22 protein-coding genes are annotated in these 21,290 nt (G+C 67.4%); 3 read left to right on the forward strand and 19 right to left on the reverse strand.

Annotation, left to right across the window (positions count from 1 at the left end; genetic code table 11):
* Positions 1 to 110: 110 nt before the first annotated feature.
* Both AT699_RS18395 and AT699_RS18400 read left to right on the forward strand, forming a co-directional pair.
* Positions 111 to 1,364, forward strand: a complete 1,254-nt coding sequence (locus AT699_RS18395; RefSeq protein ID WP_024069428.1) for a benzoate/H(+) symporter BenE family transporter — start codon at positions 111 to 113, stop codon at positions 1,362 to 1,364.
* Positions 1,361 to 2,188 carry a YggS family pyridoxal phosphate-dependent enzyme gene (locus AT699_RS18400; RefSeq protein WP_024069429.1) on the forward strand — a complete coding sequence of 276 codons (828 nt, stop codon included), beginning with the start codon at positions 1,361 to 1,363 and terminating at the stop codon, positions 2,186 to 2,188. Before AT699_RS18395 ends, AT699_RS18400 begins: the two co-directional genes overlap by 4 nt.
* Before the next feature lie 19 nt (positions 2,189 to 2,207).
* Here the strand turns inward: AT699_RS18400 and AT699_RS18405 are convergent, their stop codons facing one another.
* The 8 genes from AT699_RS18405 to AT699_RS18440 are packed head-to-tail and all read right to left on the reverse strand — an operon-like array spanning position 2,208 to position 10,632.
* A complete protein-coding gene (locus tag AT699_RS18405) occupies positions 2,208 to 2,861 on the reverse strand; it encodes a TetR/AcrR family transcriptional regulator (RefSeq protein ID WP_024069430.1) in 654 nt (217 codons plus the stop codon).
* A complete protein-coding gene (locus AT699_RS18410; protein ID WP_024069431.1) occupies positions 2,858 to 4,012 on the reverse strand; it encodes a thiolase family protein in 1,155 nt (384 codons plus the stop codon). Before AT699_RS18410 ends, AT699_RS18405 begins: the two co-directional genes overlap by 4 nt.
* Positions 4,009 to 5,862: an AMP-dependent synthetase/ligase gene (locus AT699_RS18415; protein WP_024069432.1), complete on the reverse strand. Its 1,854-nt coding sequence runs from the start codon at positions 5,860 to 5,862 to the stop codon at positions 4,009 to 4,011. The genes AT699_RS18410 and AT699_RS18415 overlap by 4 nt, the downstream gene beginning before the upstream one ends.
* Positions 5,859 to 6,653: an ABC transporter ATP-binding protein gene (locus AT699_RS18420; RefSeq protein WP_026384304.1), complete on the reverse strand. Its 795-nt coding sequence runs from the start codon at positions 6,651 to 6,653 to the stop codon at positions 5,859 to 5,861. Before AT699_RS18420 ends, AT699_RS18415 begins: the two co-directional genes overlap by 4 nt.
* A 40-nt stretch (positions 6,654 to 6,693) precedes the next feature.
* Positions 6,694 to 7,875 (reverse strand): ABC transporter substrate-binding protein, encoded by a 1,182-nt coding sequence (locus tag AT699_RS18425; protein WP_006386155.1) that lies wholly within the window; start codon positions 7,873 to 7,875, stop codon positions 6,694 to 6,696.
* Between the two features lie 41 nt (positions 7,876 to 7,916).
* Positions 7,917 to 8,954, reverse strand: coding sequence for a branched-chain amino acid ABC transporter permease (locus tag AT699_RS18430; RefSeq protein WP_006386156.1), 1,038 nt, complete (start codon positions 8,952 to 8,954; stop codon positions 7,917 to 7,919).
* Between the two features lie 2 nt (positions 8,955 to 8,956).
* Positions 8,957 to 9,835 carry a branched-chain amino acid ABC transporter permease gene (locus tag AT699_RS18435; RefSeq protein WP_006386157.1) on the reverse strand — a complete coding sequence of 293 codons (879 nt, stop codon included), beginning with the start codon at positions 9,833 to 9,835 and terminating at the stop codon, positions 8,957 to 8,959.
* Entirely contained in the window at positions 9,835 to 10,632 is a 798-nt protein-coding gene (locus tag AT699_RS18440) for an ABC transporter ATP-binding protein (RefSeq protein WP_373862777.1), read from the reverse strand. The genes AT699_RS18435 and AT699_RS18440 overlap by 1 nt, the downstream gene beginning before the upstream one ends.
* Positions 10,633 to 10,889: 257 nt before the next feature.
* Here AT699_RS18440 and AT699_RS18445 point away from each other — a divergent pair, with 257 nt between their 5' ends.
* Complete coding sequence (locus tag AT699_RS18445) at positions 10,890 to 11,693, forward strand: enoyl-CoA hydratase/isomerase family protein (protein ID WP_024069435.1); 804 nt, start codon at positions 10,890 to 10,892, stop codon at positions 11,691 to 11,693.
* Between the two features lie 15 nt (positions 11,694 to 11,708).
* On the opposite strand, the gene AT699_RS18450 is transcribed toward AT699_RS18445, so the two are convergent.
* The 11 genes from AT699_RS18450 to AT699_RS18500 all read right to left on the reverse strand — a co-directional run bounded on the left by AT699_RS18450 (position 11,709) and on the right by AT699_RS18500 (position 21,263).
* On the reverse strand, positions 11,709 to 13,814 hold the full coding sequence (locus tag AT699_RS18450) for a TonB-dependent siderophore receptor (protein WP_109442187.1): 2,106 nt from the start codon (positions 13,812 to 13,814) through the stop codon (positions 11,709 to 11,711).
* A gap of 245 nt (positions 13,815 to 14,059) precedes the next feature.
* Positions 14,060 to 14,950: a methylglyoxal synthase gene (locus tag AT699_RS18455; protein WP_006386163.1), complete on the reverse strand. Its 891-nt coding sequence runs from the start codon at positions 14,948 to 14,950 to the stop codon at positions 14,060 to 14,062.
* A 103-nt stretch (positions 14,951 to 15,053) separates the two neighbouring features.
* Complete coding sequence (gene iscX / locus AT699_RS18460; RefSeq protein WP_006386165.1) at positions 15,054 to 15,248, reverse strand: Fe-S cluster assembly protein IscX; 195 nt, start codon at positions 15,246 to 15,248, stop codon at positions 15,054 to 15,056.
* Positions 15,248 to 15,589, reverse strand: coding sequence for an ISC system 2Fe-2S type ferredoxin (gene fdx, locus AT699_RS18465; protein ID WP_006386167.1), 342 nt, complete (start codon positions 15,587 to 15,589; stop codon positions 15,248 to 15,250). Before fdx ends, iscX begins: the two co-directional genes overlap by 1 nt.
* A 9-nt stretch (positions 15,590 to 15,598) precedes the next feature.
* On the reverse strand, positions 15,599 to 17,461 hold the full coding sequence (gene hscA, locus AT699_RS18470; RefSeq protein ID WP_006386169.1) for a Fe-S protein assembly chaperone HscA: 1,863 nt from the start codon (positions 17,459 to 17,461) through the stop codon (positions 15,599 to 15,601).
* 65 nt (positions 17,462 to 17,526) lie between these two features.
* Positions 17,527 to 18,039, reverse strand: coding sequence for a Fe-S protein assembly co-chaperone HscB (gene hscB, locus AT699_RS18475; RefSeq protein ID WP_024069436.1), 513 nt, complete (start codon positions 18,037 to 18,039; stop codon positions 17,527 to 17,529).
* Positions 18,040 to 18,042: 3 nt separating this feature from the next.
* Positions 18,043 to 18,366 carry an iron-sulfur cluster assembly protein IscA gene (gene iscA / locus AT699_RS18480; protein ID WP_006386172.1) on the reverse strand — a complete coding sequence of 108 codons (324 nt, stop codon included), beginning with the start codon at positions 18,364 to 18,366 and terminating at the stop codon, positions 18,043 to 18,045.
* A gap of 2 nt (positions 18,367 to 18,368) precedes the next feature.
* A complete protein-coding gene (iscU, locus tag AT699_RS18485) occupies positions 18,369 to 18,773 on the reverse strand; it encodes a Fe-S cluster assembly scaffold IscU (RefSeq protein ID WP_006386173.1) in 405 nt (134 codons plus the stop codon).
* A gap of 33 nt (positions 18,774 to 18,806) precedes the next feature.
* A complete protein-coding gene (locus AT699_RS18490) occupies positions 18,807 to 20,018 on the reverse strand; it encodes an IscS subfamily cysteine desulfurase (protein WP_006386174.1) in 1,212 nt (403 codons plus the stop codon).
* 18 nt (positions 20,019 to 20,036) lie between these two features.
* Entirely contained in the window at positions 20,037 to 20,579 is a 543-nt protein-coding gene (gene iscR, locus AT699_RS18495; RefSeq protein WP_006386175.1) for a Fe-S cluster assembly transcriptional regulator IscR, read from the reverse strand.
* Between the two features lie 192 nt (positions 20,580 to 20,771).
* On the reverse strand, positions 20,772 to 21,263 hold the full coding sequence (locus AT699_RS18500) for a low molecular weight protein-tyrosine-phosphatase (protein ID WP_006386176.1): 492 nt from the start codon (positions 21,261 to 21,263) through the stop codon (positions 20,772 to 20,774).
* Positions 21,264 to 21,290 lie beyond the last annotated feature (27 nt).

Below are 21,290 nucleotides of genomic sequence, written 5' to 3' on the forward strand. Positions count from 1 at the left end.
CCGGGAGCAATAAAGTGGTCTGGCCAGACCACTAAAAGTGTACGGTCCAGACAGTCCAATACGGCGTTACAAAGTGGCTTGCCACTCAACCCTTCCAACCTGTCTCGCCCATGTCTTCCCCCAGCGCTTCCCCCCTGCTCGCGCGCGATCTCCTCCATCCCGTCGTCGCCGGCCTGATCTCGGTCATCGTCAACTATGGCGGCACCTTCATCCTGGTGTTCCAGGCCGCCAAGGTCGCCGGCCTCAGTCCAGCGCTGACCGCCTCCTGGGTCTGGTCGGTGTCCATCGGCGTCGGCGTCACCGGCATCCTGCTGAGCTGGGCCGCGCGCGAACCCATCATCACCGCGTGGTCCACGCCCGCCGCGGCCTTCCTGGTCACGGCGCTCGCCACCACGCCCTACGCCGAAGCCATCGGCGCCTACCTGATCTCGGCCGCCGCGTTCGTCGCGCTTGGGCTGTCCGGCTGCTTCGACAAGGCCATCCGCCTGATCCCGCCCGGCGTGGCCGCCGGCCTGTTGGCCGGCATCCTGCTGCCGTTCGGAATCGGCGCGTTTGGCGGCATGTCGCTGGACCCGTTGCTGACGGGCTGGCTGATCCTGGCCTACGTCGCCCTCAAGCGCTATACCGCGCGCTACGCCGTGGTCGGCATCCTGGTGTCGGGGCTGGCCCTGCTGTTGTTGCAGGACCGGGTCGACCTGTCGGGTCTGCGGCTGGAATTTGCCACGCCGGTCTTCACCGCGCCCGCATTCTCGCTCAATGGCCTGCTGAGCGTGGCGCTGCCGCTGTTCCTGATCACGCTGACCGGGCAGTACATGCCGGGCATGCTGGTGCTGCGCAACGACGGCTTCAAGACCAGCGCCAACCCCATCGTCACCCTCACCGGCCTGGGCTCGCTGCTGATGGCGCCGTTCGGCTCGCATGCCTTCAACGTGGCCGCGATCACCGCCGCCATCTGCACCGGCCGCGAAGCCCATGACGATCCGTCCAAGCGCTGGATCGCCGGCATCGCCGCGGGCCTGTTCTACATCCTGGTCGGCGTGTTCGGCGTGACGCTGGCCGCCCTGTTCATGGCCCTGCCCGCCACCTTCATCACCACCCTGGCGGGCCTGGCGCTGCTGGGCACCATCGGCGGCAGCCTGGCCGGCGCCCTGGCCGATCCAAAAACACGCGAGGCCTCGCTGATCACCTTCCTGGCGGCAGCGGCCAACATCAAGCTGTTCGGCATCGGCGGCGCCTTCTGGGGCCTGGTGATCGGCCTGCTCGCCCATGCCGCGCTCAATGGCCGCCTGCCGCGACGCCTGCGCCCGCCCCGCTACACTGATCTGCCGCGCCCGCAAGCCACCGGCAAGGAAATGGTGAAATGATGACGCTCCCGACCGATCCCGCCCAGGCCGCGCCTGGCGGCGCCGACACGCAGACCCGCCACGACCAGCACGGCCGCTATCCGCAGGCGCTGAGCGTCGAGGACTTCCGCCACAACCTCGCCGCCATCCACGCGCGCATGGACGCCGCCTGCCGGCGCGTCGGCCGCGACCCGGCCGGCGTGCGGCTGCTGCCGGTCAGCAAGACCATGGACGAATCGCGCATCCGGCTGGCCCATGCCGCGGGCTGCCGCCTGCTGGGCGAAAACAAGATCCAGGAAGCCCACCGCAAATGGCAGAACACCGCGGACCTGCCCGACCTGCGCTGGTCGGTGATCGGCCACCTGCAGACCAACAAGGCCAAGCTGATGGCGCAGTTCGCCAGCGAATTCCAGGCGCTGGACAGCCTGCGCCTGGCCGAAGCGCTGGATCGCCGCCTGCAGGCCGAAGGCCGCGCGCTGGATGTCTACGTGCAGGTCAACACCTCCGGCGAGCCCAGCAAATACGGCCTGGCGCCCGACGATGTCGCCGCCTTCATCCAGGCGCTGCCGGCGTTTTCCTCATTGCGGGTGCGCGGCTTCATGACGCTGGCATTGTTCTCCAGCGATGCCGAGCGGGTGCGCCAGTGCTTCGTGCTGCTGCGCGGCCTGCGCGACCGCCTGCGCCAGGATGCCCCGGCGGGCATCAGCCTGGATGAACTGTCGATGGGCATGTCCGGCGACTTCGAGATCGCCATCGAGGAAGGCGCCACCGTCGTGCGCGTCGGCCAGGCCATCTTCGGCGCCCGCGCGCTGCCGGACAGCCACTACTGGCCGGGCGCGGCGTAGCCTGCGCAACGGGACGGCCCTAGGCCACCGGCCAGCGCCCCGCTCCCTCCGGCAGCGCCGGCAGGCTGGCCCGCAACATCTCATCGATGAACGCCGCCGGCCGCAACCGGCCTTCCGGCTTGTACCACTGCACGGTCAGGTTCATCGCCCCCAGCACGCAGCGCTTGATCACGCGCGCATCGCCCCGCAGCACGCCGGCGGCCACCGCCGCCGCCACCGCGTCCTGCCACATGGCCTCGTAGCGGTCGCTCAGCGCCTTGACGCTGGCCTGGCTCGACGCGGACAGGCTGCGCCATTCGTAGACCAGCGCGTTCATCGCATCGCCGCCGGCGCCATGCAGCATGCTCCACATGTGCACGCGGAACAGCGCCGCCAGCCGGTCGGCCGGCGTCCGGTAACGATCCAGCGCCTGGCGACCTTCGTCCAGCACCTCCTGGATGCCGTTGTTCATCACCGCCACCAGGATTTCCTCCTTGCTGCGGAAATGATGGAACAGGCTGCCCGATTGCAGGCCCACGGCGCGCGCCAGTTCACGCACGGTGGTGCGTTCGTAGCCGTGCTTGCGGAACAGCCGGGCCGCCGTCAGGATCACTTCGGCGCGGCGCAGCGATTCCGCGCCGTCCTCGTGGCCCTGCGGGGCCACCTGCGCCGCGGCCTTGCCGGATCGGTTCATAGCCGTTCGACGATGGTCGCCGTCGCCATGCCGTGCCCGATGCACATGACCTGCAGGCCGAACTGGCCGCCGGTGGCGCGCAGGCCCGCCAGCATCTTGGCCATCAGCGCCGCGCCCGTGGCGCCCAGCGGGTGGCCGTGGGCAATGGCGCCGCCCCATGGGTTGACCTTGGCCGGATCCGCATCCAGCGTCTTCAACCAGGCCAGCACCACGCTGGCAAAGGCCTCGTTGATCTCGATCCAGTCGATGTCCCGCAGGCGCAGGCCGGCCCGCTCCAGGGCGCGCTCGGTGGCGGCGATCACGCCGGTCAGCTGCAACACCGGATCCGAGCCGATCGCCACCCGCGCGCGAAAGCGCGCCTGCGGCCGCAGCCCATCCGCCAGCGCGGCTTGGCGGTCGGCCAGCAACACCGCCGCCGCGCCATCGGCCAGCTGGCTCGACTGCGCCGCCGTCACGTTGCCCTGCCCCGGCGGGCGCAGGGCCGGCGCCAGCGCGGCCATCTTGGCGGGGTCGGCATGCTCGCGGATGCCCTCGTCGCGCGCCGGCGTCCCGGCCGGGCCCGGCAGCAATTCGCTGTGGCGGCCGGCGCTGGCCGCCGCCCAGGCGCGCGCATGGCTCTGCATCGACCAGGCATCCAGTTCCCCGCGCCCCAGCTGCCACTGCTCGGCGATGCGTTCGGCGCTCTCGATCTGGTGGATCAGCGGATAGCGCTGCAACAGTCCGGGATTGAGCGACTCGAAGCCGCGGAACTCGCGCTGGCCCAAGGTCACGTCCAGGAACATCGGCACGCGGCTCATGCTCTCGACGCCGCCGGCGACCACGTAGCGCATATCGCCGGCGGCAATGGCCTGGGCCGCCGCATGCACCGCCTGCTGGCTCGAACCGCACATGCGGTTCAGGGCCACGCCCGGCACCGTCTCCGGCAGGCCGGCCAGCAGGGCTGACAGCCGGCCGATGTTGGCGCCCTGCTCACCCGCCTGGCTGACGCAACCGGCGATCACATCGTCCACCTGGCCGCCCGGCAGACCGGCGCGCGCCAGCAGGCCCTGGATCACCTCGGCCAGCAGGTCATCGGGCCGCTTGTCGGCCCACCAGCCGCCGCGCCGCCCGAACGGCGTGCGCACCGCCTCCACGATCACCGCTTCGTTCATGCTGGCGCCTCCTCGGCGTAGAGCCGTTCTATCTCGTCCGCGTAGCTGCGGTAAATGCTGGCGCGGCGCACCTTCATGGTCGCGGTCACCTCGCCATCGTCATGGTCCAGCTCTTTGGTCAGCAGATGGAAACGCTTGATCTGCGCCACCGGCGCCAGTCCCGCGTTGGCGCGCGCCACCTCGCCGGCCACCAATTCGCGCACCTCGGCGCACTCGGCCAACGAGCGGAAATGGGTGAAGGCGATGCGGCGCGATTCGGCCCACTTGCCCACGGTCTCGAACTCCAGCTGGATCAGCGCCGCCACATAGCGCCGGCCGTCCGCCACGATCACGCATTCCTTCACATAGGGGCTGCTCTTGACCGCGTTCTCGATCTCCGACGGCGTCAGGTTCTTGCCGCCGGCGGTGATCATGATGTCCTTCAAGCGGTCCACGATGCGCAACTGGCCCTGGCGTACCTCGGCCACGTCGCCGGTATGCAGCCAGCCGTCGCGCACGGTCTGGGCGGTGGCGGTTTCGTTCTTGTAATAGCCGGCGAACACCATCTCGCCGCGCACCTGCAATTCGCCCTGCTCGCCCAGGCGCCAATCCACGCCCAGGATAGGCTCGCCCACCGTGCCCGCCTGCACGCGGTCCGGATGCTGGCCGAAGATCATCCCGGTGGACTCGGTCAGGCCGTATACCTCCACCAGCGGCACGCCGAGATTGCGGAAGTAGCGCACCACCTCGGGCGCGATCGGCGCCGCCCCGGTCATCGCCACCCGTACCCGCCGCAGGCCGATGAAATTCTGCAAGGCGCGCAACACCAGCCAGTACCACAGCGCATAGGTCATCCGCTCGCGCATGCCGCGCTGGCGCGCCGACTTGTGCGCGAACGGCGCGCACGCGGCCAACGCGCGCCGGTACAGCCATTGCTGCAATCGCCCCGCTTCCTGCATCTTGATCGAGATGGACGCGTGCAGCTTTTCCCAGATGCGCGGCACGCCCAGGAACACGGTCGGCGCCACTTCGCGCAAATCCTCCTGCACCGTGCGGATCGACTCGCCGAAATTGACCTGCGCGCCCAGGTAGATCGGCACGAAGGTCGACAACATCTGCTCGGCCACGTGGCACAGCGGCAGGTACGACAGATGCACGCTGCGCGCGTCCATGCCCAGCCGCTCGGCAATGCCGGGCGCCACGCCGCGCATGTTGCGGTAGCTGAGCATCGCGCCCTTGGGCTTGCCGGTCGAACCCGAGGTGTAGATCATCAGGCCCAGGTCGTCCAGCCCCTGCGTGTCCAGCACTTCGTTCAACGCCTGCAACCCTTCCGCCTCCTGCCGCTGGCCGTCGGCCTCCAGCTCGGCGAAGGCGACGATGCGGGCGCGTTCGGCCGGCGCGTAGGAACGCAGGCCCTTGGTCTCCATCACCACGATGCGCCGCAGCAGCGGCAGCCGGTGCGCCACCTGCAGCACCTTGTCGGTCTGCTCCTGGTCCTCGCACACCACCAGTTCGACGTCGGCATGCTCCAGCACATAGCCCATTTCCTCGGCCGGGCTGGTGGCGTATACCCCTACCGCCACGCCCCCGACGGCGCCCGCGCCCAGCTGCGTCAACAGCCATTCCAGCCGGTTCTCGGCAACGATGGCCACGCGCCCGCCGCGCGACAGGCCGGCCGCCCGCAAGCCCAGCCCGACACGGCAGGCGCGGCACCAGTACTCCGCCCAAGACACCGGCCGCCAGATGCCGAAATCCTTCTGCCGCACCGCGACGGCGTCCGGCTGCCGGCGCGCCTGCTCGCGCAGCATCTGCGGCAGCGTCAGCGCCGGCCAGGCCCCAGGCGCGCGGGCGGATTCGAGCGGCCCGTTCATGACAGCCAGCGCTTGCGGCGCTTGTAGTGCTTGATGTCGCGAAAGCCGCGCGCCTCGCCCGATCCGCCCACGCCCAGGTAGAACTCGCGCACGTCGGGGTCGGCCGCCAGCTTTTCGGCCGTGCCGTCGATCACCACCTTGCCGGTCTCCATGATGTAGCCATAATGCGCCACCGCCAGCGCCACCGAGGCGTTCTGCTCGACCAGCAGCATCGACACGCCCTGCTCGCGGTTGATACGCGCGATGATCGAAAAGATGGTCTCCACCAGCATCGGCGACAGCCCCAGCGACGGCTCGTCCAGCAGCATCAGCTTGGGCTGCGCGATCAGCGCCCGCCCGATCGCCAGCATCTGCTGCTCGCCGCCCGACAGATAGCCCGCCAGGCCGCGGCGGCGTTCGTACAGCCGCGGAAAATATCCGTACACCAGGTCGAAATCGGCCTTGGCGCCGGACCTGCCGCTCAGCGCATAGGTCGCGGCCACCAGGTTCTCCTCGACCGACAGATCCTCGAACACGCGCCGTCCTTCCATCACATGCGCCAGCCCGGCGCGCACCAGGTTCTGCGGCCGCGCCCCCGCGGTGTCGCCGCCGTCGAACAGGATGCGCCCGCGCGCCAGCTCGCCATCCTCCAGGTCGAGCAGGCGCGACACCGCCTTCAGCGTGGTCGACTTGCCGGCGCCGTTGCTGCCCAGCAGCGCCACGATGGCGCCGGCCGGCACCGACAGCGACAGGCCGCGCAGCACCTGCACCGCCTTGTTGTAGACCACCTCGATGTTGTTGATGTCCAGCACCGTCGGCGGCAACGCAGCGTGTCCGGGGTTCACGGGCGCCTCACTGCAGCACGATCCAGTCGGAAGCCGGCACCATCTGCTTCTGCTTGGTATCGGCGCGATAGATACGGCCCACCGGAATCGAATTGCCCTTGATGCTGATCGGCACGCCGATCAGCCCGCCGGTGTCGAAGTCCTTGATGCCCTCCAGCGCCGCCTTCATGTTGGCGCTGGTCAGCTCCTTGCCCGCCTCCAGCGTGCGCTTGGCCACCTCGGTGAACAGCATCGCCGCAAGGAAGCCCTGCATGTAGCCGGTGCTCTGGTATTGCGGCCGCATCTCGCGGATCTTCTTGAGCATCGGCGCGTCCGCCGTCTCGTCGTAGTAATAGCGGTACGGCATCACGCCCATGAAGCCCTCGGCGTCCTCGCCCATCTGCATCACGGTGGAGTTGTCCATGGTCCAGAACGTGCCCATGTAGCGCGTCTTCAACCCCATGCGCTTGCCCTGCCCGACGAACTCGGGAATCGGCGCCAGCACGTAGCCGTGGAAAATGGTGAAGTCCGGATCGGCGCGGCGCAGCTTGATGACCTCGGTCGACACGTCGACGCTGCCCGGCGGCGTCATGATCTCGGTGGCCACCGTCAGCCCCAGCTTCTGCGCCACCGCGCGCGAACTGGCGATCGGGTCGCGGCCGAACTCGGTATCCGAATACACGAACGCCACCTTGGCGCCCGGCTTTTCCTTGGCGATGTAGCGCAACAGAATGCCGAACATCTCCGTGTAGTCCGGCCCCAGCATGAACTGCGCCGGATACTTGGCCGGGTCGTTCAGCTCGGTGGCGAACGACGCGCCCGTCATGAGGATGTTGCCCGAACGGTTGAGCTCGGCATTGATGGTCTTGGAAAACCCGGTCGAATCACCGTAGTAGAAATTGACCTTGTTCTGGCTGGTGATCTTCTTGAAGGCCGCCACCGACGCGTCCACCTTGTAGGCGGTGTCCTCCGGCACGTAGCGCAGCTTGCGGCCCTTGACGCCGCCCTGGTCATTGACGATCTTGACGTAGTCGGTGATGCCGGCATGGATGCCCTGCCCGGCGAACGCGAACACGCCGCTCAGCGGGATCGAACCGCCCAGCACCAGGTCCTCCTCGGCCTGGGCCGCCGGCGCCGCGGCCAGCGCCAATGCCACGCCCAAGGGGGCCAGCAACTTCGATAAACCGCTGCCTATCCGGATGCGCTTCATGGTTTCGTCTCCTGGTTCTCTTGGGAATACGCGGCCGCCGTCTAGGTGCGGAATGGCCACAGATGGAAGTAGCGGCGCACGCGGCGCCAGATTTCCGCGAGCCCGTGCGGCTCGAAGATCAGAAAGCCCACGATCAGCAGGCCGAACACAATCGTGCGCACCGGCGATATCAGCCGCAGGGCATCGCCCCCCACCGGCAGCCAGCCCACCACCAGCTTGAGCAGTTCGGGCACCATGGTCATGAACACGGCGCCCAGGATGGAACCCAGGATCGACCCCATGCCGCCCACGATGATCGCGGCCAAGAAGAAGATCGACATGATCAGCGGGAAACTCTCCGGCGTGACCACGCGGAAGAAATACGCCCACAACCCGCCCGCTACGCCCGCGTAGAACGACGACAGCCCGAACGACAGCAGCTTGTAGCGCAGCAGGTGGATGCCCAGCACCTCGGCGGAAATGTCGCGGTCGCGGATCGCGATGAACGCGCGGCCGATGCGCGTGCGGAACAGGTTGGCCGCGCCCAGCACCATCAGCGCCGTCAACGGCACGATCAGCCAATAGATCTTGAACGACGTGTCCAGATCGATCCCCAGCAGCCGCGCCGGCGGCACCTGCAAGCCGCCGGTCCCGCCCGTGAAGGCCCAATTCGCGAACACGAAGTGCGCGATGAACGAAGCCGCGATGGTCGAGATCGCCAGGTACAGCCCCTTGACCCGCAGTGAAGGGATGCCCACCAGCAGCCCGCCCAGCATCGCCACCACGCCGGCCCCCAGCAGGTTCAGCAGCACCGGCGTGCCCAGCCGCAGTTCCATCACCGCCACCGTATAGGCGCCCAGCCCCATGAACGCCGCCTGCCCCAGGCTCACCAGCCCGGTGTATCCCGTCAGGATGTTCAGCCCCGTGGCGCTGGCCACGTTGATCGCCACCAGGCACGCCAGGTACAGCCAGTAGGCGTCGGCCACGAACGGGAACAGCGCCAGCGACGCCGCCAGCAGCGCCAGCCACAGCCGCTGGGTTGCCGTATCGAACAGCGCCTCGTCGGCCCGGTAGGTCTCTTTCGCGGTCGCGATGCGCATGGCTACAGCCTCTCGATTTCGCGCGTGCCGAACAGCCCATAGGGCCGCATCATCAGCACCGCCACCAGCACCACGAAGGTCGCCAGCAGTTTGTATTCGCCGCCCAGGTAGGCGCCGGCCCAGGCCTCCAGCAGCCCGATGAAAATGCCTCCCACCAGGGCCCCCGCCACGCTGTCCAGCCCGCCCACGATCACCACCACCAGCACCGACAGGCCGAACACGCCCATCGACGATGAGATCCCCCCGATCGCCCCCACGATCACCCCCGATACCGCCGCGATCGCGCCCGCCGCCGCCCACGACAGCGAGAACACCCGCGGCACGTTGATGCCCATCGCGTAGGCCGCTCCCTGGTCCGAGGCGGTGGCGCGCAGGGCCACCCCGCCGCGCCAGTAGCGAAACACCGCCAGCACCAGCAGCACCAGCGCCAGCGCCACCCAGAAGCCATAGAACACCTTGGGCGCGACAAACGCCTCGCCCACCATCACCGGCGCGCGCGGCATGAACTCCGGCAGGCGGCGCTGGTCCGCGGTCCAGATCAGTTCCACCACGCCCACCAGGATCGACGCCAGTCCCACGGTGATCATGAACACCGAGATCGGCGACTCGCCCAGCATCGGCCGGATCGTCACCCGCTCCACCAGCGCGCCCAGCACGGCAGACAACGCCACCGCCCCGGCGATCGCCGCCCACACCGGCCAGGCCATGCCGGCGGCAAACGCATAGAACACGTAGGCGCCCATCATCAGGAATTCGCCGATGGCGATGTTCACCACCCGCGTCGCCTTGTAGACGATCACGAACGCCAGCGCCGCCAGCGCGTACAGGCCGCCGCTGCCCAGCCCGGCCAGCGTCACCTCCAGGAAGAACAGGCCGTCCATCAGGCCGCCTCGCGCAGCCGCCGGCGCAGGTCGCCGACGTCACCCGCGCCCAGATAGGCCTTGATGACCTCGGGATCGGCCTGCACCGCCGCCGGCGTGCCATCGGCGATCACCTGGCCAAAGTTCAGCACCACCACATGGTCCGACAGGTCCATCACCATGCCCATGTCGTGCTCCACCATCAGCACCGTCACGCCCCACTCGGCGCGCGCATCGAGGATGAAGCGCGCCATGTCGTCGGTCTCCTCGCGGTTCATGCCCGCCACCGGCTCGTCCAGCAACAGCACCTTGGGCTGCATCGCCAGCGCCCGCGCCAGCTCCACCCGCTTGCGCAGCCCGTACGACAGCGCCGCCACCGGCGCATGGCGGATGTGGTCGATCTCCAGGAAGTCGATGATGCGTTCTTCGATATCGGCGCGCAGCGCCATCTCTTCGCGCCGCGCCCGGCCCAGGTACAGCAGCGCATCGAGCACATTGGTGCGCAGGTGGGCGTGGCGCCCCAGCTTGATGTTGTCCAGCACCGTCATGCCGCGGAACAGCGCGATGTTCTGGAAGCTACGCGCCAGCCCCAGGCGGGCGCGCTCGGGCGCCGCCACGCGCGTGATGTCGCGGCCCAGGAAGCGGATGGTGCCCGCCGCCGGCCGATAGAAACCCGAGATGGTGTTGAACAGCGAGGTCTTGCCCGCGCCATTGGGGCCGATGACCGTGGTGATGGATCCGGGCGCGACACGAAAGCCCACGCCCGTGAGCGCCTTGACCCCGCCGAACGCCAACGTGACCCCATCCACCTCCAGCAAGGGAGGGCTGTCGGATTGATCCACCTTTGTCTCCTCGCCTTGGTCGCGAAGCTGTTTTTCTATTGGCGGTGAATCAGCGGAGCCCCGAGGCAGGCGATGCGGCGAACCTGTCTTTACCTACGCTGTACAGCGCCGGAAAATCGTTCTATGCGTTACGCTTGTGTGGCGGACGGCAACCGAGCAAGCGCTTGGTTCCGACCATAGCATCGTGGTTTTTGGATCGAAAGTTGGTATTTACCCGATAACGGAGACAAGCCATGAACCCACCCCTTCCGGTCTTTCCAACCCTGCTGCTGGAAACCGGCGACGGCATCGCCACGCTGACGCTGAACCAGCCCGCCACGCTCAACGCCATCGACGTCGCCATGGCGCTCGACCTGCAACGCGCCGCCCAATGGCTCGATACGCGCGCCGACATCCGCGTCGTGCTGCTGCGCGGGGCGGGCAAAGCCTTCTGCGCCGGCGGCGACATCACGCTGTTCGAAGGCGACGTCAACGCGGTGCGCGCGAAACTGCTCGCCCTGTTCACCCCGCTCAACGATTTCGTCGCGCACGTCGCGCGCATGGACAAGCTGTGGCTGGCGCAGATACACGGCGTCGCGGCCGGCGCCGGCCTGTCGCTGGCGCTGGCCTGCGACCTCGCCATCGCCGAGGCCGACACGCGCTTCATGACGGCCTACCTGAAACTCGGCGCCACGCCCGATGCCGGCATGACGCATGGCCTGAACCGCCTGCTCGGCCCGCGCCGCGCGCTCGACCTGCTGCTGCGCCCCGACGCCTTCAGCGCCGCCGATGCGCACGCCTGGGGACTCGTCAACCGCATCGCCGACGCCGGCCAGCTCGCGCCGCAAGCGCAGGCCTACGCGCAACAGCTGGCCAGCCACGCGCCGCACGGTATCGCCGGCGCCAAGCGCCTGCTGCGCAACGCCGCCCATGCCACGCTGGAAACGCAGTTGGCCGAAGAAACCGCCTGCTTCCTGGAAACCGCGCGGCGCGAGGATTTCACCGAAGGCGTGCGCGCCTTCCGCGAAAAACGCGCGCCGCGCTTCCAGGGCCGGTAAAGCGCGGCGCCCGCGTCAGAACTTGTAGGTGACGCTGGCAATCGCGCTGCGGCGCGCTCCGTACCAGCAATCGCCGCGCGACAGGCAGGTGGCCAGGTAGGTCTTGTCCGTCAGGTTGTTGACGTTCAAGGCATAGCGCCAGTGGCTGGTTTCATACGCCATCATGGCGTCGACCAGCCACACCGGCGACAGCTTGGGCCCATCGCCATCGCGGAACGAGGACATCCAGCGCGTGCCCGCGCCCACCGTGAAGCGCCCGTCCAGGTTGTCGAGCGCGAAGCGGTACCGGCCCCACGCCGCGGCCTGGTGGCGCGGAATGCCTTCCAGCTGCGGATCGAGGTCGATGTAGTTGTAGTGCGCGATCACGTCGAACGACGACGTCAACTGGCCGCGCCATTCCAGCTCCAGGCCGCGGGTGCGCGTCTTGCCCGTCTGCACGTTGTTCAGCGCCGCCGTCGGATCCGGCACCAGGCGGTTCTTCTCCCGCAGGTCATACACCGACGCCGTGGCCAGGTGGCTGCCATCCTGCGACTGGTATTTCACGCCCGCTTCCCATTGCTTGCCACGCAGCGGCTTGTATAGCTCGGGCACCGCGCCATCGGGCGTCTTGCGCGTGGTGCTGGCCACCGGCGTGAACGATTCGCTGTAGCTGATGTAGGGCGACCAGCCGTTGCTGGCCGCGTACATCAACCCGAAACGCTTGGTGGTGGCCTGGGCCTTGTCCGCGTCGCCGCCCTCGAGCTGGCTGCGGGCGCGGTCGTGGCGCACGCCCGCCGTCACGATCCAGTTCTGGCCGATCTTCATCTGGTCCTGCAGATAGATGCCGGTCTGGCGCTGGTTGAACTGCGGCTCGCCGGTAAGCTCGGGAATGTAGCCATTGCCGTATACGGGCGAGTAGGCATCGATCGTGTCCATGCCGCTGCCGCTCTCGCGGTCGCGGCGATAGCGCGACCAGTCCAGGCCCAGCAGCAGCTTGTGCGTCACCATGCCGGTGCCGACCTCGCCCGTCAGGTGCTGGTCCAGCGTATCCATGCGGACCTTGGTGATGGTGTCGTCGGCGTAGCGGCCGATGATGCGCTGGTTGATCGGATCCGCGGCCCAGCCGCCCGGTACGCTGAACGAATCCGCATAGTGCGTGAAATACGTCACCTTGTTGTTCGCGTGGCGAAAGCCCTGGCTGAACGCCCATTTGTCGTTGAACTTGTGCTCGAACAACCAGCCGAAGCTGCGGCGCTCGGAATCGTAGCGATCGTGATCCGGCTCGCCGATGAAGCGATAGGTCGGAATCATGCCGTTCGGATTGGGCGTGCGCATCCCCGACCACGGCATGAACTGCGCGGTCGAGCCCGACTTGTCCTTCTGGTACAGCGCCTGCAAGGTCAGTGTCGTCGCCGCGCTCGGCCGCCACGTCAGCGACGGCGCCACCAACGTGCGGTCGTCCGGCACATGGTGCACCTGGGTATCGGCGTCGCGCTGCAGCGCCACCAGGCGGTACAGCCACTGGCCATCTTCGGTTATGGGCCCCGTCAGGTCCATCTGCGCCTGCTTGCGCCCGTGGTTGCCCAGCTGCACGCCCACTTCGCGCTGCGCCTCGGCCAACGGACGCTTGCTCACCATGTTGATGAGGCCGCCCGTGCTGCCCTGGCCGTAAGTCATGGCCGCCGGCCCGCGCAGCACCTCGATGCGCTCCAGCATGTATGGATCGGGACGGGTCGTGCTGGTGTAGTAGTCGAACGCCTGGCGCATGCCGTCCAGGTAGACGTCCACATCGGTCCCGCGCACGCGCACGCTGTCGCTGCGCGAATCCAGGCCGTAGGCGTCGGACCGCACGCCCGCCGCATAACCCAGTGCCTCCTGCAGGCTGGTGGCGCCCTGGTCCACGATCTGGTCGCGCGGCACCACGGTGATCGATTGCGCCGTTTCGTTCAGCGGCGTATCCGTCTTGGTGGCCGTGGCCGACCGGGTGGCGGCATAGCCCAGCACCGGGCCGGTCGCCGTCTCCTCCGCGCTGGCCTCCACCCTGACGGACGGCAAGGTCGTCGGCTCGGTGGGCGCCGACTGCGCGACCAGCGCGGCCGGCAGCAGGCTCAACGCCGCCGCCAGGCTGGCGCGGCGGGACATGACAGGATCAAACATCGACGTGGCTCCCCTTGATGGATTTTCGAGAGCCAGATGTTAATGTTTCTCGTTATTGAAATGGTTCCTTTTCCCTACAAAAGGAAAGTCTTCCCCTGTTTGCAACAGGGCCGGCGTGGCTTGCGCGCGACAAGCCACCCGGCCCCAAAAAAAGAAAACCCTCATCGAGGCCCCGCCGGCCCTCGTCGGCTCAGCCCTTGCCCCCTGCCCCCGCTCGGCTTCCCGCCAATTCAGCCCCGGCCGGCGCGCAGTTCCACCGCCTTGGCCCAGCGCCGCGCCACCGACGGCGAGGTCGCGCAGGTCGCGGACTCCGTCACGACCCGCACGGCGCGCTCCAGCAGCTGGATATCCGCTTCATGCTGGCGCGCCACGTGCGGATCCTCGAAGAAGATGACGCGCTGGCACTGGTGCTCCAGCACCAGTTCCGCGATCTGCGCGTCGCCGCCCAGCGGCCCGCTCAGGTAGCGATGCACCCACGGCGTATCCTTGGGCCAGCCGCGCGACCACGCCAGCTCGTTCAGGCGGCCGCCGGTGGTGCCGGTGGCCACGCGCCGCGCGAACTGCGACAGCACGTCGAAGTGTTCGGCCGCAAACGCCACCATCTCGTCCTTGAGCGCATCGTGCGCGATCAACGCCAGCGTCTGGCCAGCGTAGTTGAACAGGCGCGATGCCGCCGCATCTGGCGCCAGCCCGGCGTGCACCCGCTCCACCTCCATCCATTCGATGGCGCCCGCCAGCGTCGAGATGAACGGACGGCCATGCGTGATGCACTGGCGCTTGAGCGCCAGCGCCTCGGGGAAGATCGAAGACGGGTCCACCGGATCGATCAGGTAGATCGCGCCGTCGAACGGCGCCTGCCCGTCGCGTCCTTCGGTGACGCGCGCCACCAGCTTCATCAACCCGCCCTCGCGGCCATACGGATAACGGATCAGGCCGGGATAGCCCTGCAGCATGCCCTCGCGCACGATCGCGTCGTGCGTGCGGCCCACGGTATGCAACTGCACGCCCAGTTCGCGGATGGTGGATGAGCAGGCCCGCAGCCAGGTGAACAAGGCGGCATCGGGCGTTTCGTGGTGCAGTCGGTTGGCGGCCAGGCCAAAGCGCAATTGGGCAGCGGGCATCGGTAGACTCGGATGGCAAGGACAACGAAGAGAGTCTTGATGATACCCCGCCGCCCGCGCCCCCAATGCAAAAACGCTCCCGAAGGAGCGTTTCGCTGAAGGTTCAGTCGGCCTCGTCGATCCAGGCCATCTGGATGGCCTCCAGGATCTTTTCGCCGCTGCGTTCCGGGTCGTCACTGAAGCCGGGCAAGGCCAGCACCCATTCGCGCAGCTGAGTGAAGCGCAGCGTCTTGGGATCGACGTCCGGGTGGGCGTCCGCCAGCGCCTCGGCGATCTGGTAAGTATCGGTCCACTTCATCAATGGCCCTCTTTCGCGTGGTTGATGGTGTACTTGGGGATCTCGATCGTCAGATCGGCATCCTCGACCCGCGCCTGGCAAGACAGGCGCGAGGTCGGCGTCAGGCCCCAGGCCTTGTCCAGCAGATCCTCTTCGTCATCGGTCGCGTCTTCCAGCGAAGCATAACCCTGCTTGACCACCACGTGACAGGTCGTACACGCGCACGACAGTTCGCAGGCATGCTCGATGTCGATATGGTTGTCCAGCAGGACGCGGCAGATCGACACGCCCTTGGGCGCGTCTTCGATCACGGCGCCCTCGGGGCAGTAGTCGGGATGAGGCAGTACGGTCAGTTTCGGCATAGCGTGTTATCAGGCGATCTCGTCAAGTTTGCGGCCGGCCAGCGCGGCGCGGATGCTGCGGTCCATGCGGCGCGCGGCAAATTCATCGGTCGCGGCCGACAAAGCCTCGACCGCGGCCTTCACCGCGTCCACGTCCTGCGCCTCCTGGGCGCGGCTGGCCGCCTGCAGGCATTCATCGACCCGTTGGCGTTCCTCGGCATTCAGCAGGTCCCCGTCGACAGCCAGCGCGGCCTGCACCGACTCGACCAGTTGGCGCGCTTCCACCTGCTGCTCTCGCAGCATGCGGGCGCGGGCGTCGTTGTCGGCCTGCGCCACGCTGTCGGCCAACATACGCGCGACTTCGTCGTCGCTCAGGCCGTACGACGGCTTGACCGACACCGCCGCTTCCACGCCCGTGCTCTGCTCGCGCGCGGTCACGCTCAGCAGTCCGTCGGCATCCACCTGGAACGTCACGCGGATCCGCGCGGCGCCCGCCACCATCGGCGGAATGCCGCGCAGCTCGAAACGCGCCAGCGAACGGCAATCCGACACCAGGTCGCGCTCGCCCTGCAGCACGTGGATGCTCATGGCCGTCTGGCCATCCTTGAAGGTGGTGAATTCCTGCGCCCGCGCCACCGGAATGGTGCTGTTGCGCGGGATCACGCGCTCGACCAGCCCGCCCATGGTTTCCAGGCCGAGCGACAGCGGCGTCACATCCAGCAGCAGCCAGTCTTCGCCCGGCGCGCGGTTGCCGGCCAGCAGATTGGCCTGCAGCGCGGCGCCCAGCGCCACCACCTGGTCCGGGTCCAGATCGGTCAGCGGCTCGGTGCCGAACATCTCGCCCACCGCGGCGCGCACCACCGGCATGCGCGTGGCGCCGCCCACCATCACCACGCCGCGCACGTCGGCCGGTTTCAGCGCGGCGTCGCGCAGCGCCTGGCGCGCGCTGTCCAGCGTGCGCTGCACCAGAGGCTGGGCCAGCGCCTCGAACTGCGTGCGGGTCAGCGTGTGATCGATCACCTGGCCATTGGCCAGCGTCAGATCCAGATTGGCCTCCTGCGCGTCCGACAGCGCCTCGCGCGCCGCGCGCGCCGCCATCAGCAGGCCGCGCCGGTCGGCGTGCGTCAGTGCTTTGGCGCCCGCGGCCGCCACCACGTGGTCGACGATGAGCGAATCGAAATCATCGCCGCCCAGCGCGGTATCGCCGCCGGTCGAGATCACTTCGAACACGCCCTGCGTCAATCGCAGGATGGAGATATCGAACGTGCCGCCACCGAGGTCATAGACGGCATACACGCCTTCGGCGGCGTTATCCAGGCCGTAGGCGATCGCCGCGGCGGTCGGCTCGTTCAAGAGGCGCAGCACGTTCAGGCCGGCCAGGCGCGCCGCGTCGCGGGTCGCCTGGCGCTGGGCGTCATCGAAATAGGCCGGCACCGTGATGACGGCGCCCACCAGGTCATCGCCCAGCACGTCCTCGGCGCGCTGGCGCAGCACCGCCAGGATCTGCGCCGACACTTCCACCGGGCTCAGGTCGCCCTGCGCGGTGCGGATGCGCACCATGCCGGGCGCATCCACGAATTCGTAAGGGGCGCGCGTGGCGCGCGCCTCTTCCAGCGAACGGCCCATGAAACGCTTGACCGACACCACTGTATTCAGCGGGTCCTCGGCTTGCTGCGCCAGCGGTTCACGCCCCGTGGTGACCTTGCCGCCGGGGAAATAGCGCACCGCCGACGGCAGCAGCACGTGGCCCTGCGCATCAGGCAGGACCTCGGCGACGCTGCTGCGCACGGCGGCAACCAGGGAATTGGTGGTGCCCAGGTCGATCCCCACCGCCAGCTTGCGCTGGTGCGGCGCGGGCGATTCGCCGGGCTCGGAAATCTGCAATAAGGCCATGATTGTTTTTTCTACTCAGTAGGCGGCGAAGTCCGGGCGCCCCGCGGCCGGGCCATCCTGGGGGACTAGGAATCGGGGTGGGCCTGGGCCAGCTCCTGCGCCAGCTTCTCCACGAACATCCATTCCCGCACCTTGAGACCCGCCGCGGCGTAGTCGCGCTGTTCGTCCAGCAGGCGCGTCAACGCGGCGCGCATCTGCTGCCGGGCATCCTCCAGCTCGGTCCGCAGCTCGGCCAGCACGCCGGCGTCATTGCGCGCGTCGTCCATCATTTCGCGCCAGGTCATCTGCTGCATCAGGAAAGCCGTGTCCATCGACGTATTGCTCTCGGTCTGCAGATCCACGCCAGCCTGTTCGCACAGGTAGCGCGCCCGCAACAGCGGATCGCGCAACTGGCGATAGGCCTCGTTGGCGCGCGCCGCCCACTGCATGGCCACGCGGCGTTCCGCGGGGCTGGCGGTGGCATAGCGGTCGGGATGCACCTGCGCGGCGACGGTGCGCCACGCCGATTCCAGCGCCAGGGCGTCCAGGTCGAAGCGTGACGGCAAGCCGAACAGGCTGAAGTGATCGTCTCCAGCCAAGACTTACACCGTGAACGACTCGCCGCAGCCGCAGGTCGCCTTTTCGTTGGGGTTGCGGAACTTGAAACCTTCGTTCAGGCCTTCGCGGGCGTAGTCCAGCTCGGTGCCGTCCAGGTAGGCCAGGCTCTTGGGATCGACGAACACCTTCACGCCGAAACTCTCGAACACCTGGTCCTCGGGCGCCGCGTCGTCCACGTACTCCAGCTTGTAGGCCATGCCGGAACAACCCGTCGTCCTAACGCCGAGGCGCAAGCCGATCCCCTTGCCGCGCTTTTGCAAGTAGCGGCCGATGTGGGTGGCGGCCTGTTGGGTCAGGGTAACGGACATGTTCAGCTCGCAACAGCTTCGGCCGGAACCGAATGCTTTTCCTTGTAGTTCTGCACCGCGGCCTTGATCGCGTCTTCGGCCAGGATCGAGCAGTGCACTTTCACCGGCGGCAGGGCCAGTTCTTCGGCGATCTGCGTATTGCGGATGTTCATGGCTTCGTCCAGCGTCTTGCCCTTGACCCACTCGGTCACGAGCGAGCTGGAGGCAATGGCCGAGCCACAGCCGTAGGTCTTGAAGCGCGCGTCTTCGATGACGCCGGCTTCGTTCACCTTGATCTGCAGCTTCATGACGTCGCCACAGGCAGGGGCGCCGACCATGCCGGTGCCCACCGAGTCGTCCGACTTGTCGAACGAACCGACGTTGCGCGGGTTTTCGTAGTGATCCAGGACTTTGGTGCTGTAAGACATGTTAGTTCTCCACGTATTCTTTGGCTCGGGCGCTCAGTGCGCGGCCCACTGCACGGTATTCAGATCGATGCCTTCCTTGGCCATTTCCCACAGCGGCGACATATCGCGCAGCTTGCCGACACGGCTCTTGAGCAGTTCGATGGTGTAGTCCACTTCCTGCTCGGTGGTGAAACGGCCCAGCGTGAAGCGGATCGAGCTGTGCGCCAGCTCGTCGTTGCGGCCCAGGGCGCGCAGCACGTAGGAAGGTTCCAGGCTGGCCGAGGTGCAGGCCGAACCGCTGGACACGGCCAGTTCCTTGATCGCCATGATCAGGGACTCGCCTTCGACATAATTGAAGCTGACGTTCAGGTTGTGCGGCACGCGCTGGTCCATGTCGCCGTTGAGGTAGACCTCTTCGATCTGCGACAGGCCGGCCCAGAGGCGATCACGCAGCATGCGGATGCGCTCGTTCTCGGTGCCCATTTCCTCGCGGGCCAGGCGGAAGGCTTCGCCCATGCCGACGATCTGGTGCGTGGCCAGCGTGCCCGAACGGAAACCACGTTCGTGGCCGCCGCCGTGCATCTGCGCCTCGATGCGCACGCGCGGCTTGCGGCGCACGTACAGCGCGCCGATGCCCTTGGGGCCGTAGGTCTTGTGCGCCGAGAACGACATCAGGTCGACCTTCAGCTTCTGCAGGTCGATCTCGACCTTGCCGGTGGCTTGCGCGGCGTCGACGTGGAAGATGATGCCCTTCTCGCGGCAGATCTCGCCCAGGGTTTCGATATCCTGGATGACGCCGATTTCGTTGTTCACCATCATCACGGACACCAGCACGGTGTCGGGACGCAGCGCCGCCTTGAAGACGTCCAGGTCGATCAGGCCGTTGTCCTTGACGTCCAGGTAGGTCACTTCGAACCCCTGGCGCTCGAGTTCACGACAGGTGTCGAGCACGGCCTTGTGCTCGGTCTTGACGGTGATGATGTGCTTGCCGCGTTCGGCGTAGAAGTTGGCGGCGCCCTTGATCGCCAGGTTGTCGGATTCGGTGGCGCCGGAGGTCCAGACGATCTCGCGCGGATCGGCGTTCACCAGCTTGGCGACTTCCTCGCGGGCACGCTCGACGGCGTCCTCGGACTCCCAGCCAAACGAGTGGCTGCGGGAAGCGGGATTGCCAAAGTTCTCGTACAGCCAGGGCACCATTTTCTCGACGACGCGCGGGTCGACGGGGGTGGTGGCCGAGTAGTCCAGATAGATCGGGCGGGTGGTCATTTCTACAACTCCTACTGCTTATACGGTGGCATTGGCCGCGACGGTGGTGGTCGGGGCATTGGCGGCGGTGTTGGCGCCGCCCACCCGATTCACGCGTACCGCGCACGCCTGGGCTTGATTGTTGGCTTCCTGCAATTGGCGCACGCGCTGCTGATCGACCAGATCCTGCAGCGACACCGAATCCAGGTAATCGACCATCTTGCGATTGAGCGTGGCCCAGAGTTCATGCGTCATGCACTTGCCAGGCTTGCCGTCGTTGCCGCTCGTACAGTCCCGCTTGCCGCCACAGCTGGTGGCGTCCAGCGGCTCGTCCACGGCGAAGATGATGTCGGCCACGGTCACGTTGCGCGCCAGGCGGGCGAGCGAGTAACCGCCGCCGGGGCCGCGCACGCTGTCCACGAGTTCGTGGCGACGCAGTTTCCCGAACAGCTGTTCCAGGTAGGAAAGCGAAATATTCTGACGCTGGCTGATGGCCGCAAGAGTGACCGGACCGCTATGCTGCCGCATAGCCAGATCGATCATGGCAGTCACGGCGAAACGCCCTTTGGTAGTTAGCCGCATGGTGAATTCCCTGTGATTCGGCAATGGCCGCCGGCGAATCCGGCGGTCAATACCCGAGTAATTGGCTCAAGTATAGCAAATTCCCGAGTAATTTGGTATGGCTCCCGGCTAGAAAAAACCGCGCTGTCGCGCGGTTCTTTTCACTGCCAATTCACCGGGAGCCCCACAGGGCGCCCCGGCGCACAGGAGACCTCAGGCCGCCTGGTATTGGGTAGCGCGCTTGCGGACCAGTTCGAGCACGCCCTGACAGGCGTCTTCGAGGTAGTCCAGCACCTTGCCGAAACCATCGGCGCCGCCATAGTAGGGATCGGGCACGGTGGCTTCTTCGAACTCGTTGGCAAAGCGCATCAGCAGCATCAACTTGTGCTGATAGGCCTTGGGGCACTGCTGCTGCATGGCGGACAGATTGTCCCAGTCCATGGCGAGGATGAGGTCGAAGTCGCGGAAGTCTTCCGCGGTGACCTGGCGGGCCTCGCAGTGCGTGATCTCGTAGCCGCGCTTGCGCGCTGCGGCCTGCGCCCGGGCATCAGGCGCCTCGCCGATGTGAAACGCGTGCGTGCCCGCGGAGTCGATGCGAACCACATCGCCCAAACCCGCGTCGTTCACCAAATGGCGAAACACGCCCTCTGCGCTCGGCGAGCGACAGATATTGCCCATGCAAACGAAAAGTACCTTGGTCATCATGGGAGTAAGTGTGCGGGAAAACCCGAG

Origin of the sequence: Achromobacter xylosoxidans, from assembly GCF_001457475.1 — a bacterium.
Lineage (GTDB): Bacteria > Pseudomonadota > Gammaproteobacteria > Burkholderiales > Burkholderiaceae_B > Achromobacter > Achromobacter xylosoxidans.

What these genes read in the sequence shown, in the direction of transcription:
- AT699_RS18395 (WP_024069428.1), top strand. Translation starts at nt 111, where the DNA reads ATGTCTTCCCCCAGCGCTTCCCCCCTGCTCGCGCGCGATCTCCTCCAT.
- AT699_RS18400 (WP_024069429.1), top strand. Translation starts at nt 1,361, where the DNA reads ATGATGACGCTCCCGACCGATCCCGCCCAGGCCGCGCCTGGCGGCGCC.
- AT699_RS18405 (WP_024069430.1), bottom strand. Translation starts at nt 2,861, where the DNA reads ATGAACCGATCCGGCAAGGCCGCGGCGCAGGTGGCCCCGCAGGGCCAC.
- AT699_RS18410 (WP_024069431.1), bottom strand. Translation starts at nt 4,012, where the DNA reads ATGAACGAAGCGGTGATCGTGGAGGCGGTGCGCACGCCGTTCGGGCGG.
- AT699_RS18415 (WP_024069432.1), bottom strand. Translation starts at nt 5,862, where the DNA reads ATGAACGGGCCGCTCGAATCCGCCCGCGCGCCTGGGGCCTGGCCGGCG.
- AT699_RS18425 (WP_006386155.1), bottom strand. Translation starts at nt 7,875, where the DNA reads ATGAAGCGCATCCGGATAGGCAGCGGTTTATCGAAGTTGCTGGCCCCC.
- AT699_RS18430 (WP_006386156.1), bottom strand. Translation starts at nt 8,954, where the DNA reads ATGCGCATCGCGACCGCGAAAGAGACCTACCGGGCCGACGAGGCGCTG.
- AT699_RS18435 (WP_006386157.1), bottom strand. Translation starts at nt 9,835, where the DNA reads ATGGACGGCCTGTTCTTCCTGGAGGTGACGCTGGCCGGGCTGGGCAGC.
- AT699_RS18445 (WP_024069435.1), top strand. Translation starts at nt 10,890, where the DNA reads ATGAACCCACCCCTTCCGGTCTTTCCAACCCTGCTGCTGGAAACCGGC.
- AT699_RS18450 (WP_109442187.1), bottom strand. Translation starts at nt 13,814, where the DNA reads ATGTCCCGCCGCGCCAGCCTGGCGGCGGCGTTGAGCCTGCTGCCGGCC.
- AT699_RS18455 (WP_006386163.1), bottom strand. Translation starts at nt 14,950, where the DNA reads ATGCCCGCTGCCCAATTGCGCTTTGGCCTGGCCGCCAACCGACTGCAC.
- iscX (WP_006386165.1), bottom strand. Translation starts at nt 15,248, where the DNA reads ATGAAGTGGACCGATACTTACCAGATCGCCGAGGCGCTGGCGGACGCC.
- fdx (WP_006386167.1), bottom strand. Translation starts at nt 15,589, where the DNA reads ATGCCGAAACTGACCGTACTGCCTCATCCCGACTACTGCCCCGAGGGC.
- hscA (WP_006386169.1), bottom strand. Translation starts at nt 17,461, where the DNA reads ATGGCCTTATTGCAGATTTCCGAGCCCGGCGAATCGCCCGCGCCGCAC.
- iscA (WP_006386172.1), bottom strand. Translation starts at nt 18,366, where the DNA reads ATGTCCGTTACCCTGACCCAACAGGCCGCCACCCACATCGGCCGCTAC.
- iscU (WP_006386173.1), bottom strand. Translation starts at nt 18,773, where the DNA reads ATGTCTTACAGCACCAAAGTCCTGGATCACTACGAAAACCCGCGCAAC.
- AT699_RS18490 (WP_006386174.1), bottom strand. Translation starts at nt 20,018, where the DNA reads ATGACCACCCGCCCGATCTATCTGGACTACTCGGCCACCACCCCCGTC.
- iscR (WP_006386175.1), bottom strand. Translation starts at nt 20,579, where the DNA reads ATGCGGCTAACTACCAAAGGGCGTTTCGCCGTGACTGCCATGATCGAT.
- AT699_RS18500 (WP_006386176.1), bottom strand. Translation starts at nt 21,263, where the DNA reads ATGATGACCAAGGTACTTTTCGTTTGCATGGGCAATATCTGTCGCTCG.